Origin of the sequence: Microbacterium aurantiacum, from assembly GCF_002872075.1 — a bacterium.
Classification (GTDB): domain Bacteria; phylum Actinomycetota; class Actinomycetes; order Actinomycetales; family Microbacteriaceae; genus Microbacterium; species Microbacterium aurantiacum_A.
In genome coordinates this window covers 20,237-43,800 of record NZ_PGGU01000018.1, presented here as the reverse complement: position 1 = coordinate 43,800, position 23,564 = coordinate 20,237, and the positions used below count along the sequence as shown (strand labels likewise).

Below are 23,564 nucleotides of genomic sequence, written 5' to 3'. Positions count from 1 at the left end.
GTCATTTCGCTCGCATCAGGGAGGAACCCGTGACCAGGATCGTCGCACTCGACACCACAGACATCCGCTTTCCCACATCGCTCAGCCTGGACGGCTCGGACGCGATGAACCCCGACCCCGACTACTCGGCGGCCTACGTGATCGTCCGCACCGATGCGGGCGACGACATCGACGGCCACGCCTTCGTCTTCACGATCGGGCGCGGCAACGACGTGCAGGTCGCGGCGATCGACGCCCTCGCGGGCCACCTCGTCGGTCGCGAGCTCGAGCCGCTGCTGCACGACATGGGCGGCACCTTCCGCGAGCTCATCGGCGACTCGCAACTGCGCTGGCTCGGCCCGGAGAAGGGCGTCATGCACATGGCGATCGGCGCCGTGATCAACGCCCTGTGGGACATCAAGGCCAAGCGTGCAGGTCTCCCGCTCTGGCAGCTCCTCGCCCGGATGTCGCCGGAGGAACTCGTCGACCTCGTCGACTTCCGCTACCTGACCAACGCCCTCACCCGCGAGGATGCGCTGCGCATCCTGCGCGACGCCGAACCCGGACGGCGTGCCCGCGAGCAGGAGCTGATCGCCACCGGATACCCCGGGTACACGACGAGCCCTGGCTGGCTCGGCTACTCGGACGAGAAGCTGGAGCGCCTGGCTCGCGAGGCGATGGCCGACGGCTTCACCCAGATCAAGCTCAAGGTCGGTGCAGACCTCGACGACGACATCCGCCGCTTCCGCAAGGCGCGCGAGGTGTGCGGTCCTGATTTCCCCATCGCGATCGACGCGAACCAGCGCTGGGAGGTCTCCGAGGCGATCGAGTGGGTGAACGCCCTCGCGGAGTTCCACCCGGCCTGGATCGAGGAGCCCACCAGCCCCGACGACATCCTCGGCCACGCCGAGATCGCCCGCGGCGTCGCACCCATCCGCGTCGCCACGGGCGAGCACGCGCAGAACCGGATGATCTTCAAGCAGCTGCTGCAGGCCGATGCCATCGCCGTCATGCAGATCGACGCCGTCCGCGTGGGCGGCGTCAACGAGAACATCGCGAACCTGCTGCTCGCCGCGAAGTTCGGCGTGCCGGTCTGCCCGCATGCCGGCGGCGTCGGTCTCTGCGAGGCCGTGCAGCACCTGTCCATGTTCGACTTCATCGCCGTCAGCGGCAGCCGCGAAGGCCGCATGATCGAATACGTGGACCACCTGCATGAGCACTTCGTCGTGCCGACGGACATCCGCGGTGGTTCCTACATGGTGCCGACCGCGCCGGGCACGAGCATGGAGATGAAGGCCGCGAGCATCGCCGAGTTCACCTGGAAGGGCGAGCATGTCGTCGTCTGATCTCCGCATCCCCCGGCTGGGCTACGGCGCCGCCAACGTCGGGAACCTGTTCCGCGAGCTCAGCGACGACGAAGCCTGGTCGGTGCTGGATGCCGCATGGGAGAGCGGCATCCGCTACTTCGACACCGCGCCGCACTACGGACTCGGGCTCTCCGAACGCCGACTCGGCGCGTTCCTGCAGGCGAAACCGCGCGACGAATACGTGCTCTCGACGAAGGTGGGGCGCCTGCTGCGCCCGAATCCCGACCACGACGGCGGCCTCGACACGGCCAACGACTTCCATGTTCCGGCCGACCTGCGCCGAGTCTGGGACTTCTCGGAGGCGGGCATCCGTGCCAGCCTCGACGAGTCGCGCGAGCGTCTGGGAATCGAGCGCATCGATCTCGTCTATCTGCACGACCCCGAACGGCACGATCTCGACCTCGCGCTCGCCGAGGCGTTGCCGGCACTGGAGCAGTTGCGCAGCGACGGGGAGGTCGCGTCCATCGGCATCGGCTCGATGGTGTCGGATGCTCTCGCGGCAGCCGTGCGCGGAGCCGATCTCGACCTCGTCATGGTCGCCGGGCGGTTCACGCTGCTCGAGCAGCCCGCCGCCGTCGACGTGCTCCCGGCGTGCCGGGAGACGGGGACCGGCGTCGTGGCGGCATCCGTGTTCAACTCCGGCCTGCTCGCGTCCCGCGTGCCGCGCCGCGACGGCCGGTACGAGTACGGCCAGTTGCCGGACGACCTGTGGGACCGGCTCGTGCGGATCGCCGCCGTCTGCGACGACCACGGCGTGCCGCTGCCCGCGGCCGCGATCCAGTTCCCGCTGCAGGTCGCCGAGGTGCGCTCCGTGGTCGTCGGCGGCAGCCGTCCTGCGCAGCTGCAGCAGAACGCCGAATACGCCGCCCTCGATGTGCCCGTCGCGCTCTGGGAGAACCTGGCCGCCGAAGGACTGATCCCCGCATCCGTCCGGATCGACTGAAGGAGAACGCCATGCTCGAAGGCATCCACCCCCTGCTCACCGGCGAGCTGCTGCTGCACCTCGACCGGATGGGGCACTCCGACGCGGTCGTCATCGCCGACGCGCATTTCCCGGCCTGGGCGCTCGGGCGCCATGTGATCGACCTCCCTGGCACCTCGACGCCGGAGGTGCTCGCCGCGATCCGCACGGTGATCCCGCTGGATGACGCGCCGGGCATCGACCTGATGGAGTCCGCGGATGCCGAGGTGCTCGACGTGCAGCGCGAGCTGATGGATGCCGCAGGCACGACGCTGGACACGACCAGGTTCGTCGAGCGCTTCGCCTACTACGAGGTGGCGAAGGCGGCGTACCTGATGGTGCGCACCGGCGAGACGCGCAAGTACGGGAACGCGCTGCTGCGCAAGGGCGTGGTCGGCCACTCCTCGGCGTGAGCCTCGGCCGCGTCCGACGGACGACTCGCGCGTCATCTGCTCGGCGGCGAAAGCGGAGACGGATTCAGATACGACTTGCATCGAAGGAGATGTTGCGTGAGAATTGACCCGATGTTTGCGGACGGGTTCACCGCCGGCACGAATGCGAGACCTTCACGGAAGCAGGTGCGCAGATGAGCGATCCGATCCTGAAAGTGGAAGGCATCAGCAAGGGCTTCCCCGGAGTGCAGGCGCTCAAGGACGTGCACCTCGAGGTGCGCTCCGGTGAGGTGCTCGTGCTGGTCGGGGAGAACGGCGCCGGCAAGTCGACGCTCATGAAGATCCTCTCCGGGATCTACACCAAGGACGAGGGAACGATCACCTTCGAGGGTCGTGAGGTCGAGCTCACCAGCCCGCTCCAGGCGCAGCAGCTCGGCGTGACGATCATCCATCAGGAACTCAACCTGATGCCCGATCTCACCGTCGCGCAGAACATCTACGTGGGCCGGGAACCCACGATCGGACCGTTCCTGTCGGAGCGCCGGCTCAACAGGCAGACGGCGGAGCTGCTGCAGCGGCTCGGTATCCGGCTGAACCCGCGGCAGCTCGTCGGGGAGCTCACCGTCGCCGAGCAGCAGATGGTCGAGATCGCCAAGGCGCTGTCGTTCAACGCCAAGGTCCTGATCATGGACGAGCCGACGTCGGCGCTCACCGACGCCGAGGTCGAGACCCTGTTCGTGCTGATCGAGCAGCTGAGGGCATCCGGCACCGGCATCGTCTACATCTCTCACCGGATGGACGAACTGCGTCGTCTCGCCGACCGGGTGACCGTCCTCCGCGACGGCACATACATCGGATCATTGGCCAGGAGTGAGATCAGCATCCCGAAGATCATCGAGATGATGGTCGGGCGCGTGATCGATGAGGGAACGCGCCCCTCGGCCCGAGACCACCTGAACGACCCGATCGTGCTCGACGTGCAGGGGCTTTCCACGAAAGCACTCCTGAAAGACGTCTCGTTCCAGCTGCACCGCGGCGAGATCCTCGGCTTCGCCGGCCTCATGGGCGCAGGGCGAACCGAGACCGCGCGGGCGATCATCGGCGCCGACCACCACGACGACGGCACGATCTCGATCGCCGGTCGGCCGGTGCGCATCCACCAGCCTGCCGATGCCGTCAAGCACGGCGTCGGCTACCTCTCCGAGGATCGCAAGCTGCTCGGCCTGATGCTGGACCAGGACGTCACCTTCAACACCGTGCTCGCCTCCCTCGGAACCTACGCGAACGGCGTCGGCTGGATGAGCGACGGCAGGGCGAAGGGGCGCACCAAGGAGTACGTGCAGCAGCTGCGCGTGAAGACGCCCTCCGTCAACCAGGTCGTCAAGCTCCTCTCCGGAGGCAACCAGCAGAAGGTCGTCATCGCCCGGTGGCTGATGCGCGACTGCGACGTCCTCATCTTCGACGAGCCGACACGGGGCATCGACGTCGGCGCGAAGGAAGAGATCTACCGCCTGATGCAGCAACTCGCTGACCAGGGCAAATCCATCATCGTCATCTCATCGGAACTGCCGGAGATCCTCCGCGTCGCGAACCGCATCGCGGTCTTCGCGAACGGCCGGATCACGGGCATGCTCCGCAACGAGGAAGCCAGCCAGGAGAAGATCATGCAACTCGCAGCCCACGGGGAGGAAGACTGATGAGCGCTCCTCAGCAGCCCGGATCGTCGACGACGACGGTCATCCAGACAGCCGTGAACGAGAACACCGACAAGCCGGACGTCGGCGCGTTCCTGAAGCGCCAGCTGCAGCAGTCGCTGGCCTTCGGCACGCTGATCGTGCTGGTGGTCTTCTTCTCGATCGCCAGCCCGAACTTCTTCACCTTCAGCAACATCGCCACCGTGCTGCTGTCGACGGCGGTCATCGGCATCCTCGCCCTCGGTACGACCTTCGTCATCATCACCGGCGGCATCGACCTGTCGATCGGCACTGGGATGGCGCTGTGCGCGGTGATGACCGGCGTGATCGTCACGAACATGGGCCTGCCGGTCTGGCTCGGCGTCATCGGCGGCATCCTCACCGGTGTGCTGATGGGGCTCGTGAACGGCGTCAACATCACGTTCCTCCGTCTGCCTCCGTTCATCGCGACCCTCGCGATGATGATGATCGCCGGAGGTCTCGCCCTCGTGATCTCCAACGTCGCCCCGATCTACTTCTCCGCCTCTGCGCCGGACTTCAAGAAGATCGCGCTCGGCGTGATCATCCCCGGCATCCCGAACGCCGTGCTGATCACCGCCGTGCTCGCCGTCATCGCGTTCCTGGTGCTCTCGAAGACCCTGCTCGGCCGGTACACCTTCGCCATCGGCTCGAACGAGGAGGCGACGCGGCTGTCGGGTGTCAACACGCGGCGGTGGACGATCCTCATCTACATGTTCGCCGGGGCGTTCACCGGGGTCGCCGGTATCGTCATCGCGTCTCGTCTGGACTCGGCACAGCCGCAGATCGGCATGGGATACGAACTGCAGGCCATCGCCGCGGTCATCATCGGCGGCACCTCGCTGCTGGGCGGACGAGGCTCGATCCTCGGCACGGTCATCGGCGCGCTCATCATGAGCGTGCTCGTCAACGGCCTGCGCATCATGTCGATCCAGTCGGAATGGCAGAACATCGTCGTCGGCGCCGTCGTGCTGCTCGCCGTCTTCCTCGACTCGCTGCGCAACCGCCAGCGAGCCTGACCACGGGCGGCGGCGCAACCGTGCCGACCGCCGCTCGTTCGGCCTTTCGGTCGAAATCCCGCGGAGCGATCCGCACAGGCACACACCAGGAATGTCCACATCGCCGGCCCGGCCGGCAACCCACAGAACAATGGAGTTTCCATGAAATTCGGCAAGAAGACCGCATTCGCGGCGCTCGTCGCAGCATCCGCGCTCGTGTTCGCCGGCTGTGCCGGCGGCGGTGACGTGATCGAAGAAGGCGGCGACGCCGGTGGCGACACCGGAAGCGGCGAGATGTACATCGCCCTCGTCTCGAAGGGCTTCCAGCACCAGTTCTGGCAGGCCGTCAAGAAGGGCGCGGAGGAACGAGCCGAAGAGCTCGGCGTCCGGATCACCTTCGAGGGGCCCGCAGCCGAGACCGAGATCGCCCAACAGCTCGAGATGCTCACCAGCGCCATCGACAAGAACCCGGATGCCATCGCCTACGCCGCCCTCGATCCCGAGGCGTGCATCGCCCCGCTCGAGCAGGCGAAGGCGAAGGACATCCCCGTGGTGTACTTCGACGCACCCTGCAACGGCGACGTCGGACTCAGCCTCTCGGCGACCGACAGCAAGGTCGCCGGTGCGCTGGCGGCAGAGCACATGGCCGAACTGATCGACGGCAAGGGCGAGGTCGCGATCGTCGGCCACTCGCAGATCAACTCCACCGGAGTGGAACGTCGCGACGGCTTCGTCGAGAAGATGGAGGCGGACTTCCCCGACATCAAGATCGTCGACATCCAGTACGGTGACGGCGACCACCTCAAGTCGGCCGACATCGCCAAGACACTGATCGCCGCGCATCCCGACCTCAAGGGCATCTACGGCACCAACGAGGGCTCCGCCATCGGCGTGGTCAACGCGGTGAACGAGCTCGGTCTGGAGAAGGGCAAGCTCACGATCGTCGGCTTCGACTCCGGCGCCGCACAGATCAACGCGATCAAGGACGGCACGATGGCCGGCGCCATCACGCAGGACCCGATCGGCATCGGCGCGCAGGTCGTGCAGGCCGCCTACGACGCCGCGAACGGCGACAAGGTCGAGAAGTTCTACGACACCGGTTCGTACTGGTACGACGACAGCAACATCGAGGACCCGAAGATCGCCGCGGTTCTCTACGAGTGATCCGACTCTCCGAGTCGAGCCCCTCGCCTTCGGGCGAGGGGCTTTCCCGCGGGGCCACGTCGGCCTGTTCGAGGGCGTCGTGGGCGCCGTCTGAGACTCCCGATAAGGTGATCGAGGTTGGACGAAGGAGCACTCATGGATCACCCCACTCGCATCGTGTTCATCGGTGACTCGATCACGGATGCCGGACGCGATCGCACCGACCCGGCCTCGCTGGGCGACGGCTACGTGTCGCTGCTGGCCGCCGAGCTGGCCGCGAATGGAGCGACAGTGCGCAACCTCGGCATCAGCGGTGACCGGGCGAAGGATCTCGCCGCGCGATGGGATGCAGAGCTCATGCCGACGGCGCCCGACCTGCTGACCGTGTACGTCGGCGTGAACGACATGTGGCGGCGCTTCGACAGCGACGACGCGACCTCGGCGGAGGACTTCGCGTCGACCCTGCGCGCGCTGCTCACCCAGGCGGTCGGGGCGCACCACCCTCGGCTCATCCTCATGGAGCCGTTCTTCCTGCCGGTTCACGTCGAGCAGGAGGATTGGCTGCCCGACCTCGACGAGAAGCGGGACGCCGTCCGCGCGCTCGCCGCGGAGTTCGGCGCGGAACTGGTGCCCCTGCACGACATCTTCAGGGCTGCGGTATCCGAGCATCCGATCGCCGACCTCGCTCCGGACGGCGTGCACCCGACCAGGCTCGGGTCCGAGCTCATCGCCGGTGCCTGGCGGGAGGCGGCGCTCGCCGGGCAGACGCGCTGACGCGGGGCGGGCCTCAGGCGTCGGCCGCACGCCTCGCGCGGTAGGCGGCGACGGCGTTGCGGTTGGCGCAGGTGGTGGAGCAGTAGCGCTTCGAGCGGTTGCGGGACAGGTCGAGGGCGAGAGACTCGCAGTCGCCGTCGGCGCAGACCGAGATGCGGGAGCCCTCGTCGGCTCGGATGACGTCGATCAGTGCCATCGTCGTCTCGATGAGCACGCGCTCCGCGAGCGGTCGCTCGTCGTCGACGGCGTGCAGGTGCCAGTCGGTGCCGGCATGCCGGACCAGCTGCGGGGCGAGCGCCGACTCCGCGAGCGCCGCATTGATGTGCGCCGCCATGTCGTCTCGGGGGGCGAGCAGCATGGCACGCAGTCGCGGGCGGAGGGCGCGCAACGCGGCGAGTTCTGCCGCGTCGCGGTCCAGCCGTCCGTTGTAGGGGAACGCCTTGAGGAACATCTCCTCGTCGTCGCGGCTCTCGAGCGTGTCCGGGGCCTCGGCCGAGTTGACGAGCCAGACCGCCGCGCGCAGGGTCTCTTCGGTGTCATGGGTGAAGAGCATGTTGACATCTTACATCGACGCCGAGTAGCGTCATCGATCATGGGCACGTTAACCAATGACAGCGCGAATGTCCGGCTCGGTCTGCCGCTCGCGATCGGTGCCGCCTTCGCCTTCGGGATGTCGGGCGGATGGGCGCGCGGCCTCATCGATGCCGGATGGACGCCGGGCGCAGCGGTCACGGCACGGGTGTGGGTGGCGGCCCTGGTGCTTCTCGTGCCGACGCTCATCGCCATGCGCGGCCGCTGGGGTGCTGTCCGGCGCAACGCCGGAATGATCGCCGCCTACGGGCTCCTCGCCGTCGCCGCGACGCAGGTCTGCTACTTCCAGGCGGTGGCCGTGATGGACGTCGGCCTGGCGCTCCTCATCGAGTACACCGCCCCGATCGCCGTGGTGCTCTGGTTGTGGCTGCGCCGCGGTGAGCGCCCCAGCCGTCGCAGCATCCTCGGCGCCGCCGTCGCGTTCGTCGGACTGGTGCTCATGCTCGACATCCTCACGGGTGCGCAGGTCGACGGCGCCGGCATCCTCTGGGCGCTGGGCGCCATGGTCGGCGCCGCGATGTACTTCGTGCTCGGCGGACGGGTCGACACCGGAATTCCGCCCGTCGCGATGGCCGGACTCGGGCTGCTGCTGGGCGCCATCGGTCTCAGTGTCGCGGGAGCGGTCGGCGTGCTGCCCCTCGCCTGGACGACGCAGGACATCGGATACCGCTTCGGCAGTGTGCCGTGGTTCGTTCCGGTGCTGGCGATGGGCATCCTGGCGACGGCGGTCGCGTATCTGCTCGGAATCGCATCGACGCGGATGCTGGGATCGCGTCTCGCCTCGTTCGTCGCGCTGGCCGAGGTCGCCGCCGCTCTGCTGTTCGGCTGGCTGCTGCTCGGCCAGCTGCCCAACCTGCTGCAGGCCGTCGGCGGTGCGCTGGTGCTCGTCGGGGTCGTGGTGGTGAAGCTGGGGGAGCCCGTGATCACCGAGTCCGTCGAGCCGGCTTCCGAAGTCGCGGCGGGGAGCATCGCCGGGCGCTGACTCCGCCGCAGGAGCATCACCTCTAGGCTTGCCGTCAGGTGTCAGGGGGGTGCCGTGGCAGAGGGTGCGGATGCGGGGATGTCGGCTGACGGGTCGGCTGGACGTCCGACGCAGCGTTCGCTCCTCGACGCAGCGACGGTCGAGCTGCGAGCCTTCGGGCAGATCGGACGCCAAGAGCTCGCCGAATCGGCCTGGCATGAGTCGCGCGAGGCGGCCGAGCAGGCATGGCGGGAGTGCCGAGCGGGGATGCGCAAGCAGTACGGTGCCCGGAATCCGACGTGGGGCTGGTCGTCGTTCGCGCTGCTCACCGCCGCCCTCTGTGCTGCTGTCGCAGCGGCGATGAACAGCGGCGTCCGGAGCGATCCGGCCCAGACAGCGGTCGCGGTGACGGTGCTGGTGGCGATCGCGGGGCTGCTCGATCTCGCCGTGGTGGTGGCGATCCGCGCTCGTCCGGTGAACGCAGGCTTCATCCGGCCGCAGCTCGTCGTCGCGATCGGCCTCGGCGCGGCGGCCGCTTTTCACCTGTCTCGAGGCATCACATCGACGACCATGTTGTTCGTCATCGCGGCCGTCATCGGAGTCGGAGGCCTCGTCCTCTTCCTGCTGGTCCGCGCACTGCGTCCCGCGGAGCGGGACGATATGGACACGGTGATCAACGTCGCCGTCGCCAGGAAGCAGCCGGAGGTCGACGCCATCGCCGTGCGACTACAGGCGCAGGTGCTGGCTGAGCTGAGCGCGGAGGAGCAGGATCGTATCGTCGCGCTGCGCACGGAGTGGCTCCCCTCCTCCCCTCGTAGCCTCCCCGCGGGAGGCATGATCATCTCGGCCTTGCTGTCCGACTGGGTCCCATTCCGGAAGTACCTATGACACGGGCGAGAATGTATACCGGAAGTGCGCAAGCGGATGATCCGATGCCGTGATGTGCAGCTTATGTATACACTGAACCCATGACTCTCGCCCCCGACCGCACCACGGCGAGTGATCGCGCCTATGCGGATCTGCTGGACGGCATCCAGTCGGGATCCCTGCCATCTGGGCTCGTGCTCGGCGAGGTCGAACAGGCAGCCCGCCTCGGTATCAGTCGCACGCCGATGCGCGAGGCGCTGCGCCGCCTCGCCGCCGACGGCCTCGTCGTGCAGCAGTCGCCGAGGGTCACGGTCGTCGCCGATCTGGATGCCGACGACATCCGCGCCCTCTTCGAGATCCGCCGGGCGCTGGAGGAGAGCTCTGCCCGCCTCGCCGCCGCCCGTGGCGACTCCGCATCGTTCGCGGAACTCGCCCGCGAGTTCGCGCACGTCGACCTCGGCGCCGCAGCGGGTCGCGACGACTACTACGCGCTCATCGCCCGCTTCGACGCCGCGCTCGACGCGGCCGTCGCCAACGACTACATCTCCTCGGCGCTGCGCACGGTGCGCACTCACCTCGTGCGGGTCCGGCGAATGGCCCGCGACAAGCCGGCACGGCTCGCAGCATCCGCGGCCGAACACCGGGTCATCGCCGAGGCGCTCGCCGCACGCGACGGCGACCTCGCCGCCCACGCCACGCACGTGCACCTGCACAACGCGCTCACCAGCATCCTCGATTCGCTCGCCTCCAGCACCAACGAAGGAACGAAATGACCCTCAACCACCACGTCCGCGTCTACCCCAGCTCCGAGACCCTCGAGCGCGAAGACCAGCTCGCCTGGAAGATCGCCGAGGTCGCCGCAGACCCGGTCGAGGTCGAGCCCGCCGTCGTCGACATGATCATCAACCGGATCATCGACAACGCCTCGGTAGCCGCGGCATCCCTCACCCGTGCCCCGATCAACGCGGCCCGCGCGCAGGCGTTCAGCCACCCGGTGTCCACGGGCGGGGCCGGCGCGACCGTGTTCGGCGCCGCCCTCGATCACCGCACCAGCCCGGAGTGGGCGGCCTGGGCGAACGGTGTCGCCGTGCGCGAACTCGACTACCACGACACCTTCCTCGCGGCCGAGTACTCGCATCCGGGCGACAACATCCCGCCGATCCTCGCCGTCGCGCAGCACGTCGGATCCGACGGGCGCGCGCTCGTGCGCGGCATCGCGACCGGCTATGAGATCCAGATGGACCTCGTGCGCGCGATCTGCCTGCACGCGCACAAGATCGACCACGTCGCGCACCTCGGCCCGTCGGCCGCCGCCGGTATCGGGACCCTGCTCGGACTCGACGTCGCCACGATCTACCAGGCCGTCGGCCAGGCGCTGCACACCACCACCGCCACCCGGCAGAGCCGCAAGGGCGAGATCTCCACCTGGAAGGCGCATGCCCCGGCGTTCGCCGGCAAGATGGCGGTCGAGGCCGTCGACCGGGCGATGCGCGGCCAGACCTCGCCGTCTCCCATCTACGAAGGGGAGGACGGCGTCATCGCCTGGATGCTGGACGGCAAGGACGCCTCCTATCAGGTGCCGCTGCCCGCCCCCGGCGAGCCGAAGCGCGCGATCCTCGACTCGTACACGAAGGAGCACTCGGCGGAGTACCAGGCGCAGGCGCTGATCGATCTCGCCCGCCGGCTCGGCACCGAGAACCCGGCCCTGCGGGACCCGGCGAACATCGATTCCATCGTCATCCACACCAGCCACCACACCCACAACGTGATCGGCTCCGGGGCGAACGACCCGCAGAAGTACGACCCGACGGCATCGCGCGAGACCCTGGACCACTCGGTGCCCTACATTTTCGCCGTCGCCCTGCAGGACGGCGGCTGGCACCACGTCGATTCCTACACGCCCGAGCGTGCGGGCCGGCCAGACACCGTCGCGCTCTGGCACAAGATCACCACGGCGGAGGATGCCGAGTGGACGCGCCGCTACCACTCCGAGGACCCCGCGGAGAAGGCGTTCGGGGGCCGCGTCGAGATCCGCCTCGCCGACGGCAGCACCGTCGTCGACGAGATCGCGGTCGCCGACGCGCACCCACTGGGGGCGGGGCCGTTCGCCCGCGAGAACTACATCGCGAAGTTCCGCATCCTCGCCGATCCCGTGCTCGAGCCGGCCGAGATCGAGCGCTTCCTCGCGCTGGTGCAGCGTCTGCCCGAACTCACCGCCGCCGAGGTGGCGGAGCTGTCGATCATCGCGAAACCCGGGCTGCTGGACGCGGCGGATGCTCCGAAGGGGCTGTTCTGATGCTGTACTCCAGCGTCACGCCCGCCGAGAAGCGGCGGCTGTTCCGCGAGCGTCTCGCGGGCGGTGACCTGCTGCAGTTCCCCGGCGCGTTCAATCCGCTCTCCGCGCGACTCATCGAGCAGAAGGGCTTCGACGGCGTCTACATCTCGGGCGCCGTGCTCGCCGCCGATCTGGGCCTGCCCGACATCGGGCTCACCACCCTCACCGAGGTCGCCGGCCGGGCGAAGCAGATCGCGCGGATGACCGACCTTCCGTCGATCGTCGACGCCGACACCGGCTTCGGCGAGCCGATGAACGTGGCCCGCACGATCCAGGAGCTCGAGGACGCAGGGCTCGCCGGCGCTCACATCGAGGACCAGGTCAACCCGAAGCGCTGCGGTCACCTCGACGGCAAGAGCGTCGTCGACGAGAACACGGCGGCCAAGCGCATCCGCGCCGCCGCCGATGCCCGCCGGGACCCGAACTTCCTGATCATGGCGCGCACCGACATCCGTGCGGTCGAGGGGCTGGATGCTGCGATCGACCGCGCGAAGGCGCTGGTGGATGCCGGCGCCGACGCGATCTTCCCGGAGGCGATGCGCGATCTCGCCGAGTTCGAGGCGATGGCCGATGCGCTCGACGTGCCGATCCTCGCGAACATGACCGAGTTCGGCAAGAGCGAGCTGTTCTCCACCGCGCAGCTGCAGGACGCCGGGGTCAGCATCGTCATCTGGCCGGTGTCGCTGTTGAGGATCGCCATGGGGGCGGCCGGCCGTGCACTCGATACGCTGAACGACGAAGGACACCTGACCAGCAGGCTCGGCGAGATGCAGCACCGCGCCGATCTCTACGACCTCATCGACTACGAGTCGTACAACCACTTCGACTCCGGCGTCTTCAACTTCACCATCTCGAAGGAGTGACCATGACCGACCCGGATATCAAGAAGGGCCTCGCCGGCGTCGTCGTCGACACGACGGCGATCTCGAAGGTCAACCCCGACACGAACAGCCTGCTCTACCGCGGCTACCCGGTGCAGGAACTCGCGGCGACCCAGCCGTTCGAGGCCGTCGCATACCTGCTGTGGCACGGTGAACTGCCGTCCGCGGAGCAGCTGGCGGCGTTCCGCACGGAGGAGCGTGAACACCGCGCCCTCGTCGACGAGGTGAAGGCCGTGGTCGACCTCGTGCCGCTCGAAGCGCACCCGATGGATGAGGTCCGCACCGCGGTCAGCCTGCTCGGCGCGACCGATCCGGCGGCGGGCGGATCCGTGCTCGACGCCGGCGGGAGTCCCGAGGACAATCTGGCGCGGAGCATCCGTCTGTTCGCCGCCCTGCCCGCGATCGTCGCGTACGGCCAGCGCCGTCGCCGCGGAGAGGAGCCGATCGCTCCGCGCGACGATCTCGACTACTCCGCGAACTTCCTGTGGATGGCCTTCGGGGAGATGCCGGACCCGGTCGTCGTCGACGCGTTCAACCGTTCGATGATCCTGTACGCGGAGCACTCCTTCAACGCGTCGACATTCACCGCCCGGGTGATCACCTCGACGCTCAGCGACCTGTACTCGGCGGTCGTCGGTGCGATCGGCGCGCTCAAGGGCCCCCTGCACGGCGGCGCCAACGAGGCCGTGCTGCACATCTTCGACGAGATCGGCTCTGCGGAGAACGTCAAGCCCTGGCTCGACACGGCACTCGCGGAGAAGCGCAAGATCATGGGCTTCGGGCACCGGGTCTACAAGAGCGGCGACTCGCGGGTGCCCACGATGAAGTCGGCACTCGACACCCTCGTCGAGCACTACGACCGCGCCGACGTCGCGGACCTCTACGACACCCTCGAGCGGGAGTTCGTCGCCCGCAAGGGGATCTACCCGAACCTCGACTACCCGTCGGGTCCGGCGTACAACCTGATCGGCTTCGACACCCTCACCTTCACGCCACTGTTCGTCGCGGCGCGGGTGACCGGGTGGACCGCGCACATCATCGAGCAGGCCGGGGCGAACGCGCTCATCCGCCCGCTCTCCGCTTACAACGGCGTCGCCGAACGGCACATCGCCGTTTGAGGCGCATCGCCGTCTGACGCGCCGCCCGGCTCGAAGCCGGACGGCGCGTCGGTCGGTCAGTCGGCGCGCTCCCACGCGCCGTGCTTCGCGCCGGGGAGGTCTCCGCGAGACCACCACTTGGCGCGCCAGAGCCGGCCGTCGTGCTCGGCGATATCGCCGGCGACGAAGGTCCGTGTCAGCGTCCACTGCGCGACGCCGCTCGGCAGCGTGACGATCTCCTGCCACGGACCCCGCTTCGCGCCCGGCACGTCCTTGCGGCTCCACCACGAGGCGATCCACGTCGATCCGTCGAAGGAGACCAGGTCTCCCGCGGTGTACGTCGCCGAGGAGCTCCAGGCGGCGGTCTCAACGGGGGCGCTGTCATTCCCGACCACGATGCCGCGGCCGTTCGTCGCGACGTAGACCCGGCCGAACACGTCGGGATCCCCTTCGATGTCGGCGCCGAGATAGCCCCACTGGTGGTCGTCGTCGTTGATGCGGATCCAGGTCTCGCCGCCGTCGGTCGACCGGAAGACGCCGCGCACTCCGTCGCGACGAGCGGCGGAGTAGATCGCGGGACGGGTCTCGCCCGGTGCGGCCTTTCCGAAGCCCACCGTGTCCGCCTGGTCGAAACCATCGACTCGTTGCCAGGTGCCGCCGCGGTCGGTCGAGCGCCACATGCCGTAGGCGCCCTCCGGGTCTCCGCCGGCGAGCCAGATGTCTCCGACATGTCCCGGCATCGCGCCGAGGCGCACGTTCCCCTTGGCGGGGAGCGTCGCCGCGTTCACGGCCGTGAAGCTCGATCCGCCGTCCTCGGAACGGTAGAAGGTGCCGGCTGCGAAACCGTAGACGATGTCACGATCGACGCGATCGGCCTCGACCCTCGCCCCGGCGGGCAGCCCCGAGACCGAGGCCCAGGTCGCGCCCGCATCCCGGGTGACCTGCGGTGCGGCACTCGCCGGCGCCCAGACCGCTCCGCCGCCGTCGGCCGTCACGGCGACGTTGCCGCCGCCGGTCGAGCCGGGGACCGCGGGAGAGGAGGCCCAGGTGTCGCCGCCGTCGCTCGAGAACGCGGCGATGTGGGCGCCGGTGCCGTCGGTGCCGACACGGGCGATGACGCCCTCGGCCAGGCCCGCCGCGTCCACAGACGTTCCGCCCCCGAAGTACGGGGCTTGGAACGTGTTCGTGATGGTGCCGATGTCGTCGTGCACGAAGCCGCCGAGGTCGCCCATCGCCGAGACGAGGTCGACGTCGCCGAGCGGGGCGGCCAGACCCTGGATGGACGTCTCCTCAATGCCGTCGGCGGACGGAGCGAGGTGAATCGTCCCGCCGGGCTCATCCCAGGCGGTGAGGTCGTCGGCGCGGTAGATCGTCGCGCCGGTGCCGTACATGAGCTCGTCGGAGTTGTGCGGGTCGATCTCGAGGGACGACACCATCCAGCCGAGCTTCGGCGTCGGCTCGCTCCCCGGGACCGGCTCGCTGACCTCCTTGCCGAACGCGAGCCACGGCACGCCGTCGATGGACTGCTCGTAGCGGCGGTCGAACGAGACGGCGCCGTCGCCGCCGGTGACGTAGTCCCAGATCGGCGACCAGGTCTCGCCCCGGTCCGTGCTGCGGAAGATCAGGATGTCGGGCCACCACTGGATCTGCGAGGCGACCATGATCGTGTCCGGGTCACTCCGGTCGACGGTGAGGCCGCCGAAGCCGAAGTCGCCGCCGGCGGGGCGCTGCGTGGGGGTGATGTCGGTCCACGTGCCGGTGTCGATCCCGTATCGCCACACCTCGCCGTCGGAGCCGTCGTAGGGACCGCTGGTGTCGGTGGTCGTGATGTACAGGAATCGACCGCTCTCGTCGATCACGCCGCGCTGGGGCAGGAATCCGGTCGGGGCTCCCTCGACCTCGGCCCAGGTCGCACCGGCGTCGTCGGAGCGGTAGAGGATGTGCTCCTTGTCGGCGACGGCGGTGAAGATCGTGGACGTCGCGGTGCCCGCAGGCGAGGATGCCGCGTCGAACGCGGTCCACAGCACGCCGAGCTCGGATGTGAGGTACGAGTTCTCGGAGGCGGGATCGGGAGCGAAATCGCCCACGTTCGGGAAGCTCTCCACGCGCTGGAAGCTCACCCCGGCATCCGTCGAGCGCCAGAGCCCCTGTCGCTGTTCGGCACCGAAGTACAGCACGTCGTTGTCGTTCGGGTCGATCTGCAGGCGCTCGCTGATTCCGCGTCCCGGCATGTTGCCGCCGACCTTGAACGGCAGCGGCGTCGCCTGCCAGGTCTCGCCGGCGTCACCGGAGCGAAGCACGGCACCGTTGTTCGGGTCCCAGTCGTTCGTGTACATGCCGACCGCGGCATACACTCGGGCGGTGTCGACCGGGTCGGTGGCGAGGCTCAGGACGCCGAGCCGGTTCCAGTCGTCCCATCCGACGTGGTCGAGAAGGGGCACCCAGCGGTCGGCGTCCCGATCGAGGCGGTACGCGCCGCCGATGTCGGTGCGCGCGTACACCAGCCCCTCTTCCGTCGGGTTGTAGATGATGCCGGGCACATAGCCGCCGCCGGATATCTCGACGTTCGACCAGTCGTACTCGGGACCGGTCTGTTCCGGCGTGCTCGCTGAAGCGGGCCCGCTCACCACCGCCCCCGAGGCGATCATCGCCCCCGCGGCGAGGACCGCCGTCGTGGTTCTCATCCTGACCTGCAACATTCGCACTCCTTCGTGTCGATGGCGGACCGCACGGCCCGCCGCGACTTTATCGAAGCGCTTCGAATATCACAAGAGCCGGATTGCGGCGTGTGACGACTGACCCGTACGGCGAGCTCAGAGGCGAGCGGTGAGCCATTCCGCCTGGCGCAGCCACTGCACGCTCTGGCCGCCCTCGTGGCCGTTGAACTCGTAGACCTCGATCTCGGCATCCGCAGAGCCGCAGTGATTGAACGCCGCGAAGACGCTCGATGGAAGCACGACGGCATCCATCAGTGCCACGGAGAACAGCACCGGCGCCGAGATGCGACGCGCGAAGTTCACCCCGTCGAAGTACGACAGGGTCGCGAACACCTCGTCCACCGTGCCGCGGCGCACGGCCAGGTAGCGCTCGATCTCCTTGAACGGATGCTCAGGGGTCAGTTCCACCGAGCGGCGGAAGTGGCAGAGGAACGGAACGTCGGGCATCGCCGTGCTCACGCCGGGGTGGAGCGCGGCCGCGGCCAGGCTGATGCCGCCGCCCTGGCTGCCGCCGGTCACGCTGATGCGACGCGCGTCGACGAACGGCAGCTGGGCCGCCGCGTCGATCAGCAGAGCGGCGTCGGTGAACACGCGGCGGTAGAAGTAGGTCTCGGGGCTGCGGATGCCGCGGGTCATGAACCCGGGGACCGAGCCGTCCGAGCCGTGCGGGTCGGGGGTGTCGCCGCCCGTTCCCCAACCGCTGCCCTGGCCCCGGGTGTCCATCAGCACGTGCACGTAACCGGCCGCCGCCCACTGCAGACGCTCGCCAGGAACGCCCCGCCCTCCGTTGTAGCCGATGTACTCGACGACGGTGGGCAGAGGGGAATCCGAGTGCGGCCGGGTGATCCAGGCGCGGATGGGCTCGCCGCCGTAACCGCTGAAGGTGAGGTCCTCGACGATCAGCTGCGTGATCGGAGTGGCCACGGGCTGCAGCTGCGGAGCAGTCGCGAGCGCCCGCGATTCGGCGAGAGTGCGCGCCCAGAAGTCGTCGAAATCCGCAGGCTCGGCGACATCGGGCCGGAACGAACGGAGCTGGTCCAGGGGAAGGTCGGTGAAGGTCACCGGGGTCACATTAGCGCACGGCCCCGTTGGCGGACATCGTCAGCGAAGCGTTTCGATATTCGGTCTTGCGCTCCTGTCGCTTCGCGTTTACGCTCAAAGTCGAAGCGTTTCGACAGCGTCTCTCCGACGTCCGCTGCAACGTGACAGTGTCTCCTACCCAAAGGTGAGTAGCCCCGATGACCGATGCCGTGACCTCTGCGAAGCATCCCGAGACCGCGCTGGCCGTCTCATGACTCTGACGATCGGGAACACCACAGCCGTTCAGTCGGTGGTGATCAAGGACTCCCCCTCCTCGCGTCGCCGCCGCGGACGCCGGCAGCGACAGCAGGCGGGGGGCCGCCGCTCGATGGGCATGTTCCTGTGCATCGTGCCGTTTCTGGTGCTGGTCTTCCTGTTCTCGTACTTCCCGCTGTACGGCTGGATCTACTCGCTGTTCGACTACCGGCCGGCCCTCGGGCTCTCCGGCAGCGAGTTCGTGGGACTGCAGTGGTTCGAGCTCCTGGTGAGCTCGCCGACGCAGGTGGCCCAGATCGGCCAGGTGCTGCTGAACACCCTCGCCATCAGCTTCCTCGGCATCGCCACCTCGATCCTCCCGCTGTTCTTCGCGATCTTCCTCAACGAGGTGCGCGCGCCGTGGTTCCGCAACGCCGTGCAGACTCTGACCACCCTCCCGAACTTCATCTCGTGGGTGCTCGTCTACATGATCGCGTTCTCGCTGTTCTCCAGCTCGGGCCTGGTCAACAACGTGCTCAACGACGCGGGGCTCATCACCCAACCGCTCAAGTTCCTCGACAGCGATCAGAACGTCTGGCTCACGATGACGCTGTGGAGCGTCTGGAAGGGCCTCGGTTGGGGCGCGATCATCTACCTCGCCGCGATCGCCGGCATCGACCAGTCGCTCTACGAGTCGGCGAAGATCGACGGCGCCGGACGGTTCCAGCTGATGAGGTACATCACCATCCCGCAGCTCATGCCCACGTACCTCGTGCTGCTGCTGCTGTCCGTCGCGAACATGCTCAACAACGGCATGGAGCAGTACTTCGTCTTCCAGAACGCCTTCAACAAGGAGAGCATCCAGGTCCTCGATCTGTACGTCTACAACATCGGCATCACGGGCAACAGCCTGTCGATGGCGACCGCGATCGGGATGCTGAAGAGCATCATCTCCGTCGCTCTCCTGCTCACCGTCAACTGGATCGCCAAGCGCGTCCGCGGCCAGTCCATCGTCTGAGAAGGAGACACCCATGAGCAGCACCACTTTCGGGGTCCGCCGTCGCAGCGGTGGCGACATCATCTTCGCGATGACGAACTACACGGTCTTCATCGCGCTGGCATTCCTGTGCGCGTACCCGTTCTACTTCCTGATCATCAACTCGATCAGCGCCAACGACGTCTCGGCCCTCGGGCAGGTGCGCTGGTTCCCGGTCGACGTCCACCTCGAGAACTATGCACAGGTGCTGCAGCTGAACGGCCTTCCGATGGCGGCCGTCGTCAGCATCGGCCGCACGGCGATCGGCACCTTCGCCGCGGTGCTCGCCTCCGCATTCCTCGGGTTCATGTTCTCGCAGAGCAAGATGTGGGGCCGCCAGTTCTGGTACCGCTCCGTCATCATCACCATGTACTTCAGCGCCGGTCTCATCCCGGTGTTCATCGTGATGAAGACGCTCGGCCTCACCAACAACTTCTGGGTGTACGTGCTGCCGTTCATCGTGCAGCCGTTCTTCATCATCCTGGTGAAGACGTACGTCGAGGCGATGCCGGAATCGCTCCAGGAGGCGGCCGAGATGGACGGCGCGAACATCGTGCAGATCTTCTTCCGCATCTTCCTGCCGAACATGACCCCGATCCTCGCGACGGTCGCGATCTTCTCGGCGGTCGCCCAGTGGAACTCGTTCCAGGACACGTTGATCTACATCACCGATCAGAGTCTGTACACCTTGCAGTACCTGCTCTACATGTTCATCAACCAGGCCAACAGCCTGGCCCAGGCCGCTCAGAACTCCGGCGGCAACCTCACGAACATCATCACCGCGGCGACCACTCAGACACCGACGTCGATCAGGACGACCGTCTCGGTGCTCGTCGTCCTGCCGATCATCTTCATCTACCCCCTGTTCCAGCGCTTCTTCGTGAAGGGCATCATGCTGGGCGCCGTCAAGGGCTGACGGCACCACCGCATCCGAGAGAGGAAATGCAATGAGACTCAAGCGCAACGTGGCGCTCGGAGCCGTGGCGCTCGTGGCCGCCGGTCTGCTCACGTCCTGCACCGGCGGTGACGCACAGCAGCATGAGGCCATCACCGAGTTCCCGGACAAATGGGACGAGAAGATCACGATCGACGTCTTCGACGAGGTCGCGAACTACATGGGCATTCAGGAGGGGTGGTTCGGCGATCTCGTGGAGAAGAAATTCAACATGAAGCTGAACTTCATCGCCCCGAACGTCTCCGGCGGCGGCGACACCCTCTACAACACACGTGTCTCGGCCGGCAACCTCGGCGACCTCATCGTCGTCGGCAAGGGACAGAAGCTCGACGAGCTCGTCCAAGGCGGCCTGGTGATGGACAGTGCGCCGTTCTACCCGGCGATGACCAACGTCGAGAAGTTCGACGTCGCAGTCGAGCACCTCAACGACGGCAAGGACGGCGTCTTCGCCTTCCCGACACTGATGTCCTCGATCAAGCCCACCGAACCCGATGGGGGAGTCGACCCGTCATTCGGGCCGTACATCCGCTGGGATCTGTACAAGCAGCTCGGATATCCGGAGCTGAACACCCTCGAGGATCTCCTTCCGGTGCTGAAGGCCATGCAGGACCTAGAACCAACGGCCCCCAACGGCGCCAAGGTCTACGCTCTTTCCCTGTTCAAGGACTGGGACAGCAACGGGATCGTCACAGCGAAGCAACCCCAGGCGTTCTACGGCTATGAGGACATGGGCTTCGCGGTGGCCAAGGCTGATGGTTCGGACTACCAGGCGCTCCTCGACGACGACAGCGAGTACCTGCGCGCGCTGAAGTTCTATCACGAGGCCAACAAGCTCGGCCTCATCGACCCCGAGTCGACGACGCAGAACTACGACACGATGTTCTCGAAGGTGCAGAACGGGCAGGTGCTGTTCTCCTGGTGGCCGTGGCTCGGCCAGTCGGCCTACAACGCCGACGCCAACACCCAGGCCGGCAAGGGCTTCGCACTCGCCCCGCTCAAGGACATGGACGTGCTGACTTTCGGTGCCGAGGTGTACGGCGGAGCGCAGACCTTCGCGATCGGCTCGAAGGCGAAGGACCCCGAGCGCATCGCGGCATTCATCGACTGGCTGTACTCGCCCGAGGGGCGCCACGCCAACGACGGCAAGGTCATGTCTGCCGCAGGTCCGAAGGGTCTCACCTGGGAGCTGGATGACTCCGGCCAGCCCGCGCTGACCGAGCTCGGCCAGGAGGTCTTCATCGAAGGCGATGCCGAGGTTCCTGCGGAGTGGGGCGGTGGCAGCTTCGTCGACGGCGGATCTCAGCTGAACGTGTCGGCGGTGCTCCCGGCCGACATCGATGAGGAGACCGGCCTGCCCTTCAGCTACAGGTCCTGGCCGTCGTACCAGGCGCTCGTGGAGACACCGCTCTCGGAGGACTGGAAAGCCCAGATGGGCGGGGCGCCGACCACCATGGACTACCTGAGGGACAACGACCAGCTGCTCGTTGCGACCGGCGCCAGCTACACCACTCCGACGGACTCCTCGGAGATCCAGACCCTGCGCAAGCAGGTCGAGCCGATCGTCGTCCAGTACTCCTGGAAGATGGTCTTCGCCAGCACGGACGCCGAGTTCGACCAGCTGAAGGCCGACATGCAGGAAGACGCGAAGGGCCTGGGCTACGACAAGGTGCTCGAAGTCGACATGGAGCGCGCTGAACAGCGCAACGCGGATCGCGAGAAGGTCGCCGAGCAGTTCGGCTGATGCCCCCGAGCTGAGGGCACTCTGCATTTCAGCACGACATCCATTACCCGAAAGGAAAAGCAATGAAACTCAAGCGCAAGGTAGCGCTCACGGCTGTGGCGCTCGTCGCCGCCGGTCTGCTGACGTCGTGCACCGGAGGTGGCGCGCAGCAGCAGGAGAACATCACCTCGTTCCCCGAGAAGTGGGACGAGGAGATCACGATCGACGTCTTCGACGGGCTCGCGAACTACATGGGGATCCAGGAGGGCTGGTTCGCCGACATCGTGAAGAAGAAGTTCAACATGAAGCTGAACATCATCGCCCCGAACGTCGCGGGCGGCGGTGACACCCTCTACAACACACGCGTCTCAGCGGGTGATCTCGGCGACATGATCATCACGGAGAAGGGCGAGAAACTCGACGAGCTGGTCCAGGGCGGGCTCGTGCTGGACAGCGCGCCGTTCTACCCGGCGATGAGCAACGTCGAGAAGTTCGACACCGCCGTCGAGCACCTCAACGACGGGAAGGACGGCGTCTACGCCTTCCCGACCTCGGTCTCGTCACTGAAGCCGACCCAGCCGTCCGAGGGTCTCGACCCGACCTTCGGCCCGTACGTGCGGTGGGATCTCTACAAGGCCCTCGGCTACCCGGAGCTGAACACCCTCGAGGATCTCCTTCCGGTGCTGAAGGACATGCAGGACCTCGAGCCGACCGCCCCCAACGGCGGCAAGGTGTACGCGCTGTCGCTGTTCAAGGACTGGGACGGCAACATGATGGTCACCGCCAAGCAGCCGACCACGTTCTACGGCTACGACGAGCTCGGCTTCGTGCTGGCGAAGGCCGACGGCTCGGACTACCAGGGCATCCTCGACGATGACGGCCAGTACCTGCGCACGCTGAAGTTCTACCATGAGGCCAACAAGCTCGGCCTCGTCGACCCCGAGTCGACCACTCAGAACTACGACACCATGTGGTCGAAGGTGCAGAACGGCCAGGTGCTGTTCTCGTGGTGGCCCTGGCTCGGTCAGGCCGCCTACAACACCGATGCGAACACCGCGGCAGGCAAGGGCTTCGAGATCGCGCCGATCAAGGACATCAACATCTTCTCCTACGGGGCCGAGGCCTTCGGCGGCAAGCCGGTGATCGCGATCGGCTCCAAGGCCGAGGACCCGGAGCGCATCGCGGCGTTCATCGACTGGCTGTACTCGGCCGAGGGCACCTACGCCAACAACAGCCAGACCATGGGCGCCGCCGGTCCCCAGGGAATGACCTGGGATCTCGACGACTCCGGTCAGCCGGTGCTCACCGAGCTGGGCAAGCAGGCCTTCATCAGCGGCGAGGCGCAGGTTCCGGCCGAGCTGGGAGGCGGCACCTATGCCGACGGCGCCTCCGCGCTCAACGTCACCGCCGTCCTCCCGGTCGACATCGACGAGGAGACCGGGCTGCCGTTCAGCTACAAGGCGTGGCCCTCGTATCAGGAGCTCGTGAAGACGCCGCTCTCGGCTGACTGGTCGGCCAAGATGGGCGGAGCCGCCACCACGATGGAGTACCTGGAGACGAACGACCAGCTGCTGGTCGCCCCCGGTGCGAGCTACGCCGCCCCGGCCGACCCCTCGGAGATCGAGACGCTCCGCAACCAGGTCAAGGCCGTGGTCATCCAGTACTCGTGGCAGATGGCGTTCGCCGCCGATGACGCCGAGTTCGAGTCGCTGAAGGCCGAGCTGCAGGAACAGGCAGCCGGTCTCGGGTACGACAAGGTGCTCGAGTTCGACATGGAGAACGCCGAGTCGCAGAACAAGGCAC

The 23,564-nt window shown here is 67.4% G+C and carries 20 protein-coding genes; 17 read left to right on the top strand and 3 right to left on the bottom strand.

Annotated elements, in window-relative coordinates; all coding sequences use genetic code 11:
* Positions 1–29 precede the first annotated feature (29 nt).
* The 7 genes from CUR96_RS14675 (at position 30) to CUR96_RS14645 (ending at position 7,326) form a co-directional block, all read left to right on the top strand.
* Complete coding sequence (locus CUR96_RS14675; RefSeq protein ID WP_102194083.1) at positions 30–1,325, top strand: L-fuconate dehydratase; 1,296 nt, start codon at positions 30–32, stop codon at positions 1,323–1,325.
* Entirely contained in the window at positions 1,312–2,289 is a 978-nt protein-coding gene (locus CUR96_RS14670; protein WP_102194082.1) for an aldo/keto reductase, read from the top strand. The genes CUR96_RS14675 and CUR96_RS14670 overlap by 14 nt, the downstream gene beginning before the upstream one ends.
* An 11-nt stretch (positions 2,290–2,300) precedes the next feature.
* Positions 2,301–2,720 (top strand): RbsD/FucU family protein, encoded by a 420-nt coding sequence (locus tag CUR96_RS14665; protein WP_102194081.1) that lies wholly within the window; start codon positions 2,301–2,303, stop codon positions 2,718–2,720.
* Between the two features lie 173 nt (positions 2,721–2,893).
* Entirely contained in the window at positions 2,894–4,396 is a 1,503-nt protein-coding gene (locus CUR96_RS14660) for a sugar ABC transporter ATP-binding protein (RefSeq protein ID WP_102194080.1), read from the top strand.
* Entirely contained in the window at positions 4,396–5,430 is a 1,035-nt protein-coding gene (locus tag CUR96_RS14655) for an ABC transporter permease (RefSeq protein ID WP_180969055.1), read from the top strand. The genes CUR96_RS14660 and CUR96_RS14655 overlap by 1 nt, the downstream gene beginning before the upstream one ends.
* Positions 5,431–5,571: 141 nt before the next feature.
* Complete coding sequence (locus CUR96_RS14650; protein ID WP_102194079.1) at positions 5,572–6,573, top strand: ABC transporter substrate-binding protein; 1,002 nt, start codon at positions 5,572–5,574, stop codon at positions 6,571–6,573.
* A gap of 135 nt (positions 6,574–6,708) precedes the next feature.
* A complete protein-coding gene (locus CUR96_RS14645; protein WP_102194078.1) occupies positions 6,709–7,326 on the top strand; it encodes an SGNH/GDSL hydrolase family protein in 618 nt (205 codons plus the stop codon).
* 13 nt (positions 7,327–7,339) lie between these two features.
* On the opposite strand, the gene CUR96_RS14640 is transcribed toward CUR96_RS14645, so the two are convergent.
* The gene (locus CUR96_RS14640) at positions 7,340–7,879 is read right to left on the bottom strand and encodes a CGNR zinc finger domain-containing protein (RefSeq protein ID WP_102194077.1); all 540 of its coding nucleotides are present in this window, start codon (positions 7,877–7,879) and stop codon (positions 7,340–7,342) included.
* Between the two features lie 39 nt (positions 7,880–7,918).
* On the opposite strand from CUR96_RS14640, the gene CUR96_RS14635 reads away from it, so the two are divergent.
* From CUR96_RS14635 to CUR96_RS14610, 6 genes are all read left to right on the top strand, one after another.
* On the top strand, positions 7,919–8,899 hold the full coding sequence (locus tag CUR96_RS14635) for an EamA family transporter (protein WP_102194076.1): 981 nt from the start codon (positions 7,919–7,921) through the stop codon (positions 8,897–8,899).
* Between the two features lie 54 nt (positions 8,900–8,953).
* Positions 8,954–9,766 (top strand): hypothetical protein, encoded by an 813-nt coding sequence (locus tag CUR96_RS14630; protein ID WP_146008162.1) that lies wholly within the window; start codon positions 8,954–8,956, stop codon positions 9,764–9,766.
* Positions 9,767–9,846: 80 nt separating this feature from the next.
* Entirely contained in the window at positions 9,847–10,518 is a 672-nt protein-coding gene (locus tag CUR96_RS14625) for a GntR family transcriptional regulator (RefSeq protein WP_102194074.1), read from the top strand.
* On the top strand, positions 10,515–12,041 hold the full coding sequence (locus CUR96_RS14620) for an MmgE/PrpD family protein (RefSeq protein WP_102194073.1): 1,527 nt from the start codon (positions 10,515–10,517) through the stop codon (positions 12,039–12,041). The genes CUR96_RS14625 and CUR96_RS14620 overlap by 4 nt, the downstream gene beginning before the upstream one ends.
* The gene (prpB, locus tag CUR96_RS14615; protein WP_102194072.1) at positions 12,041–12,943 is read left to right on the top strand and encodes a methylisocitrate lyase; all 903 of its coding nucleotides are present in this window, start codon (positions 12,041–12,043) and stop codon (positions 12,941–12,943) included. Before CUR96_RS14620 ends, prpB begins: the two co-directional genes overlap by 1 nt.
* A gap of 2 nt (positions 12,944–12,945) precedes the next feature.
* The gene (locus CUR96_RS14610; RefSeq protein WP_102194071.1) at positions 12,946–14,079 is read left to right on the top strand and encodes a bifunctional 2-methylcitrate synthase/citrate synthase; all 1,134 of its coding nucleotides are present in this window, start codon (positions 12,946–12,948) and stop codon (positions 14,077–14,079) included.
* A 56-nt stretch (positions 14,080–14,135) separates the two neighbouring features.
* Here CUR96_RS14610 and CUR96_RS14605 read toward each other — a convergent pair whose 3' ends face one another.
* On the bottom strand, positions 14,136–16,742 hold the full coding sequence (locus tag CUR96_RS14605; RefSeq protein WP_180969054.1) for a carbohydrate-binding protein: 2,607 nt from the start codon (positions 16,740–16,742) through the stop codon (positions 14,136–14,138).
* 129 nt (positions 16,743–16,871) lie between these two features.
* Positions 16,872–17,837, bottom strand: a complete 966-nt coding sequence (locus CUR96_RS14600) for an acetylxylan esterase (protein ID WP_102194069.1) — start codon at positions 17,835–17,837, stop codon at positions 16,872–16,874.
* 229 nt (positions 17,838–18,066) lie between these two features.
* On the opposite strand from CUR96_RS14600, the gene CUR96_RS14595 reads away from it, so the two are divergent.
* The 4 genes from CUR96_RS14595 to CUR96_RS14580 form a co-directional block, all read left to right on the top strand.
* Positions 18,067–19,068 (top strand): ABC transporter permease, encoded by a 1,002-nt coding sequence (locus CUR96_RS14595; protein WP_245861331.1) that lies wholly within the window; start codon positions 18,067–18,069, stop codon positions 19,066–19,068.
* Positions 19,069–19,081: 13 nt separating this feature from the next.
* Positions 19,082–20,002 carry a carbohydrate ABC transporter permease gene (locus tag CUR96_RS14590; protein ID WP_102194068.1) on the top strand — a complete coding sequence of 307 codons (921 nt, stop codon included), beginning with the start codon at positions 19,082–19,084 and terminating at the stop codon, positions 20,000–20,002.
* 31 nt (positions 20,003–20,033) lie between these two features.
* On the top strand, positions 20,034–21,782 hold the full coding sequence (locus CUR96_RS14585) for an extracellular solute-binding protein (protein WP_102194067.1): 1,749 nt from the start codon (positions 20,034–20,036) through the stop codon (positions 21,780–21,782).
* Positions 21,783–21,844: 62 nt separating this feature from the next.
* A partial coding sequence (locus CUR96_RS14580; RefSeq protein ID WP_102194066.1) for an ABC transporter substrate-binding protein occupies positions 21,845–23,564 on the top strand: 1,720 nt, incomplete at its 3' end.

What these genes read in the sequence shown, in the direction of transcription:
- CUR96_RS14670 (WP_102194082.1), top strand. Translation starts at nt 1,312, where the DNA reads ATGTCGTCGTCTGATCTCCGCATCCCCCGGCTGGGCTACGGCGCCGCC.
- CUR96_RS14665 (WP_102194081.1), top strand. Translation starts at nt 2,301, where the DNA reads ATGCTCGAAGGCATCCACCCCCTGCTCACCGGCGAGCTGCTGCTGCAC.
- CUR96_RS14660 (WP_102194080.1), top strand. Translation starts at nt 2,894, where the DNA reads ATGAGCGATCCGATCCTGAAAGTGGAAGGCATCAGCAAGGGCTTCCCC.
- CUR96_RS14655 (WP_180969055.1), top strand. Translation starts at nt 4,396, where the DNA reads ATGAGCGCTCCTCAGCAGCCCGGATCGTCGACGACGACGGTCATCCAG.
- CUR96_RS14650 (WP_102194079.1), top strand. Translation starts at nt 5,572, where the DNA reads ATGAAATTCGGCAAGAAGACCGCATTCGCGGCGCTCGTCGCAGCATCC.
- CUR96_RS14645 (WP_102194078.1), top strand. Translation starts at nt 6,709, where the DNA reads ATGGATCACCCCACTCGCATCGTGTTCATCGGTGACTCGATCACGGAT.
- CUR96_RS14640 (WP_102194077.1), bottom strand. Translation starts at nt 7,879, where the DNA reads ATGCTCTTCACCCATGACACCGAAGAGACCCTGCGCGCGGCGGTCTGG.
- CUR96_RS14635 (WP_102194076.1), top strand. Translation starts at nt 7,919, where the DNA reads ATGGGCACGTTAACCAATGACAGCGCGAATGTCCGGCTCGGTCTGCCG.
- CUR96_RS14625 (WP_102194074.1), top strand. Translation starts at nt 9,847, where the DNA reads ATGACTCTCGCCCCCGACCGCACCACGGCGAGTGATCGCGCCTATGCG.
- CUR96_RS14620 (WP_102194073.1), top strand. Translation starts at nt 10,515, where the DNA reads ATGACCCTCAACCACCACGTCCGCGTCTACCCCAGCTCCGAGACCCTC.
- prpB (WP_102194072.1), top strand. Translation starts at nt 12,041, where the DNA reads ATGCTGTACTCCAGCGTCACGCCCGCCGAGAAGCGGCGGCTGTTCCGC.
- CUR96_RS14610 (WP_102194071.1), top strand. Translation starts at nt 12,946, where the DNA reads ATGACCGACCCGGATATCAAGAAGGGCCTCGCCGGCGTCGTCGTCGAC.
- CUR96_RS14605 (WP_180969054.1), bottom strand. Translation starts at nt 16,742, where the DNA reads ATGAGAACCACGACGGCGGTCCTCGCCGCGGGGGCGATGATCGCCTCG.
- CUR96_RS14595 (WP_245861331.1), top strand. Translation starts at nt 18,067, where the DNA reads ATGACTCTGACGATCGGGAACACCACAGCCGTTCAGTCGGTGGTGATC.
- CUR96_RS14590 (WP_102194068.1), top strand. Translation starts at nt 19,082, where the DNA reads ATGAGCAGCACCACTTTCGGGGTCCGCCGTCGCAGCGGTGGCGACATC.
- CUR96_RS14585 (WP_102194067.1), top strand. Translation starts at nt 20,034, where the DNA reads ATGAGACTCAAGCGCAACGTGGCGCTCGGAGCCGTGGCGCTCGTGGCC.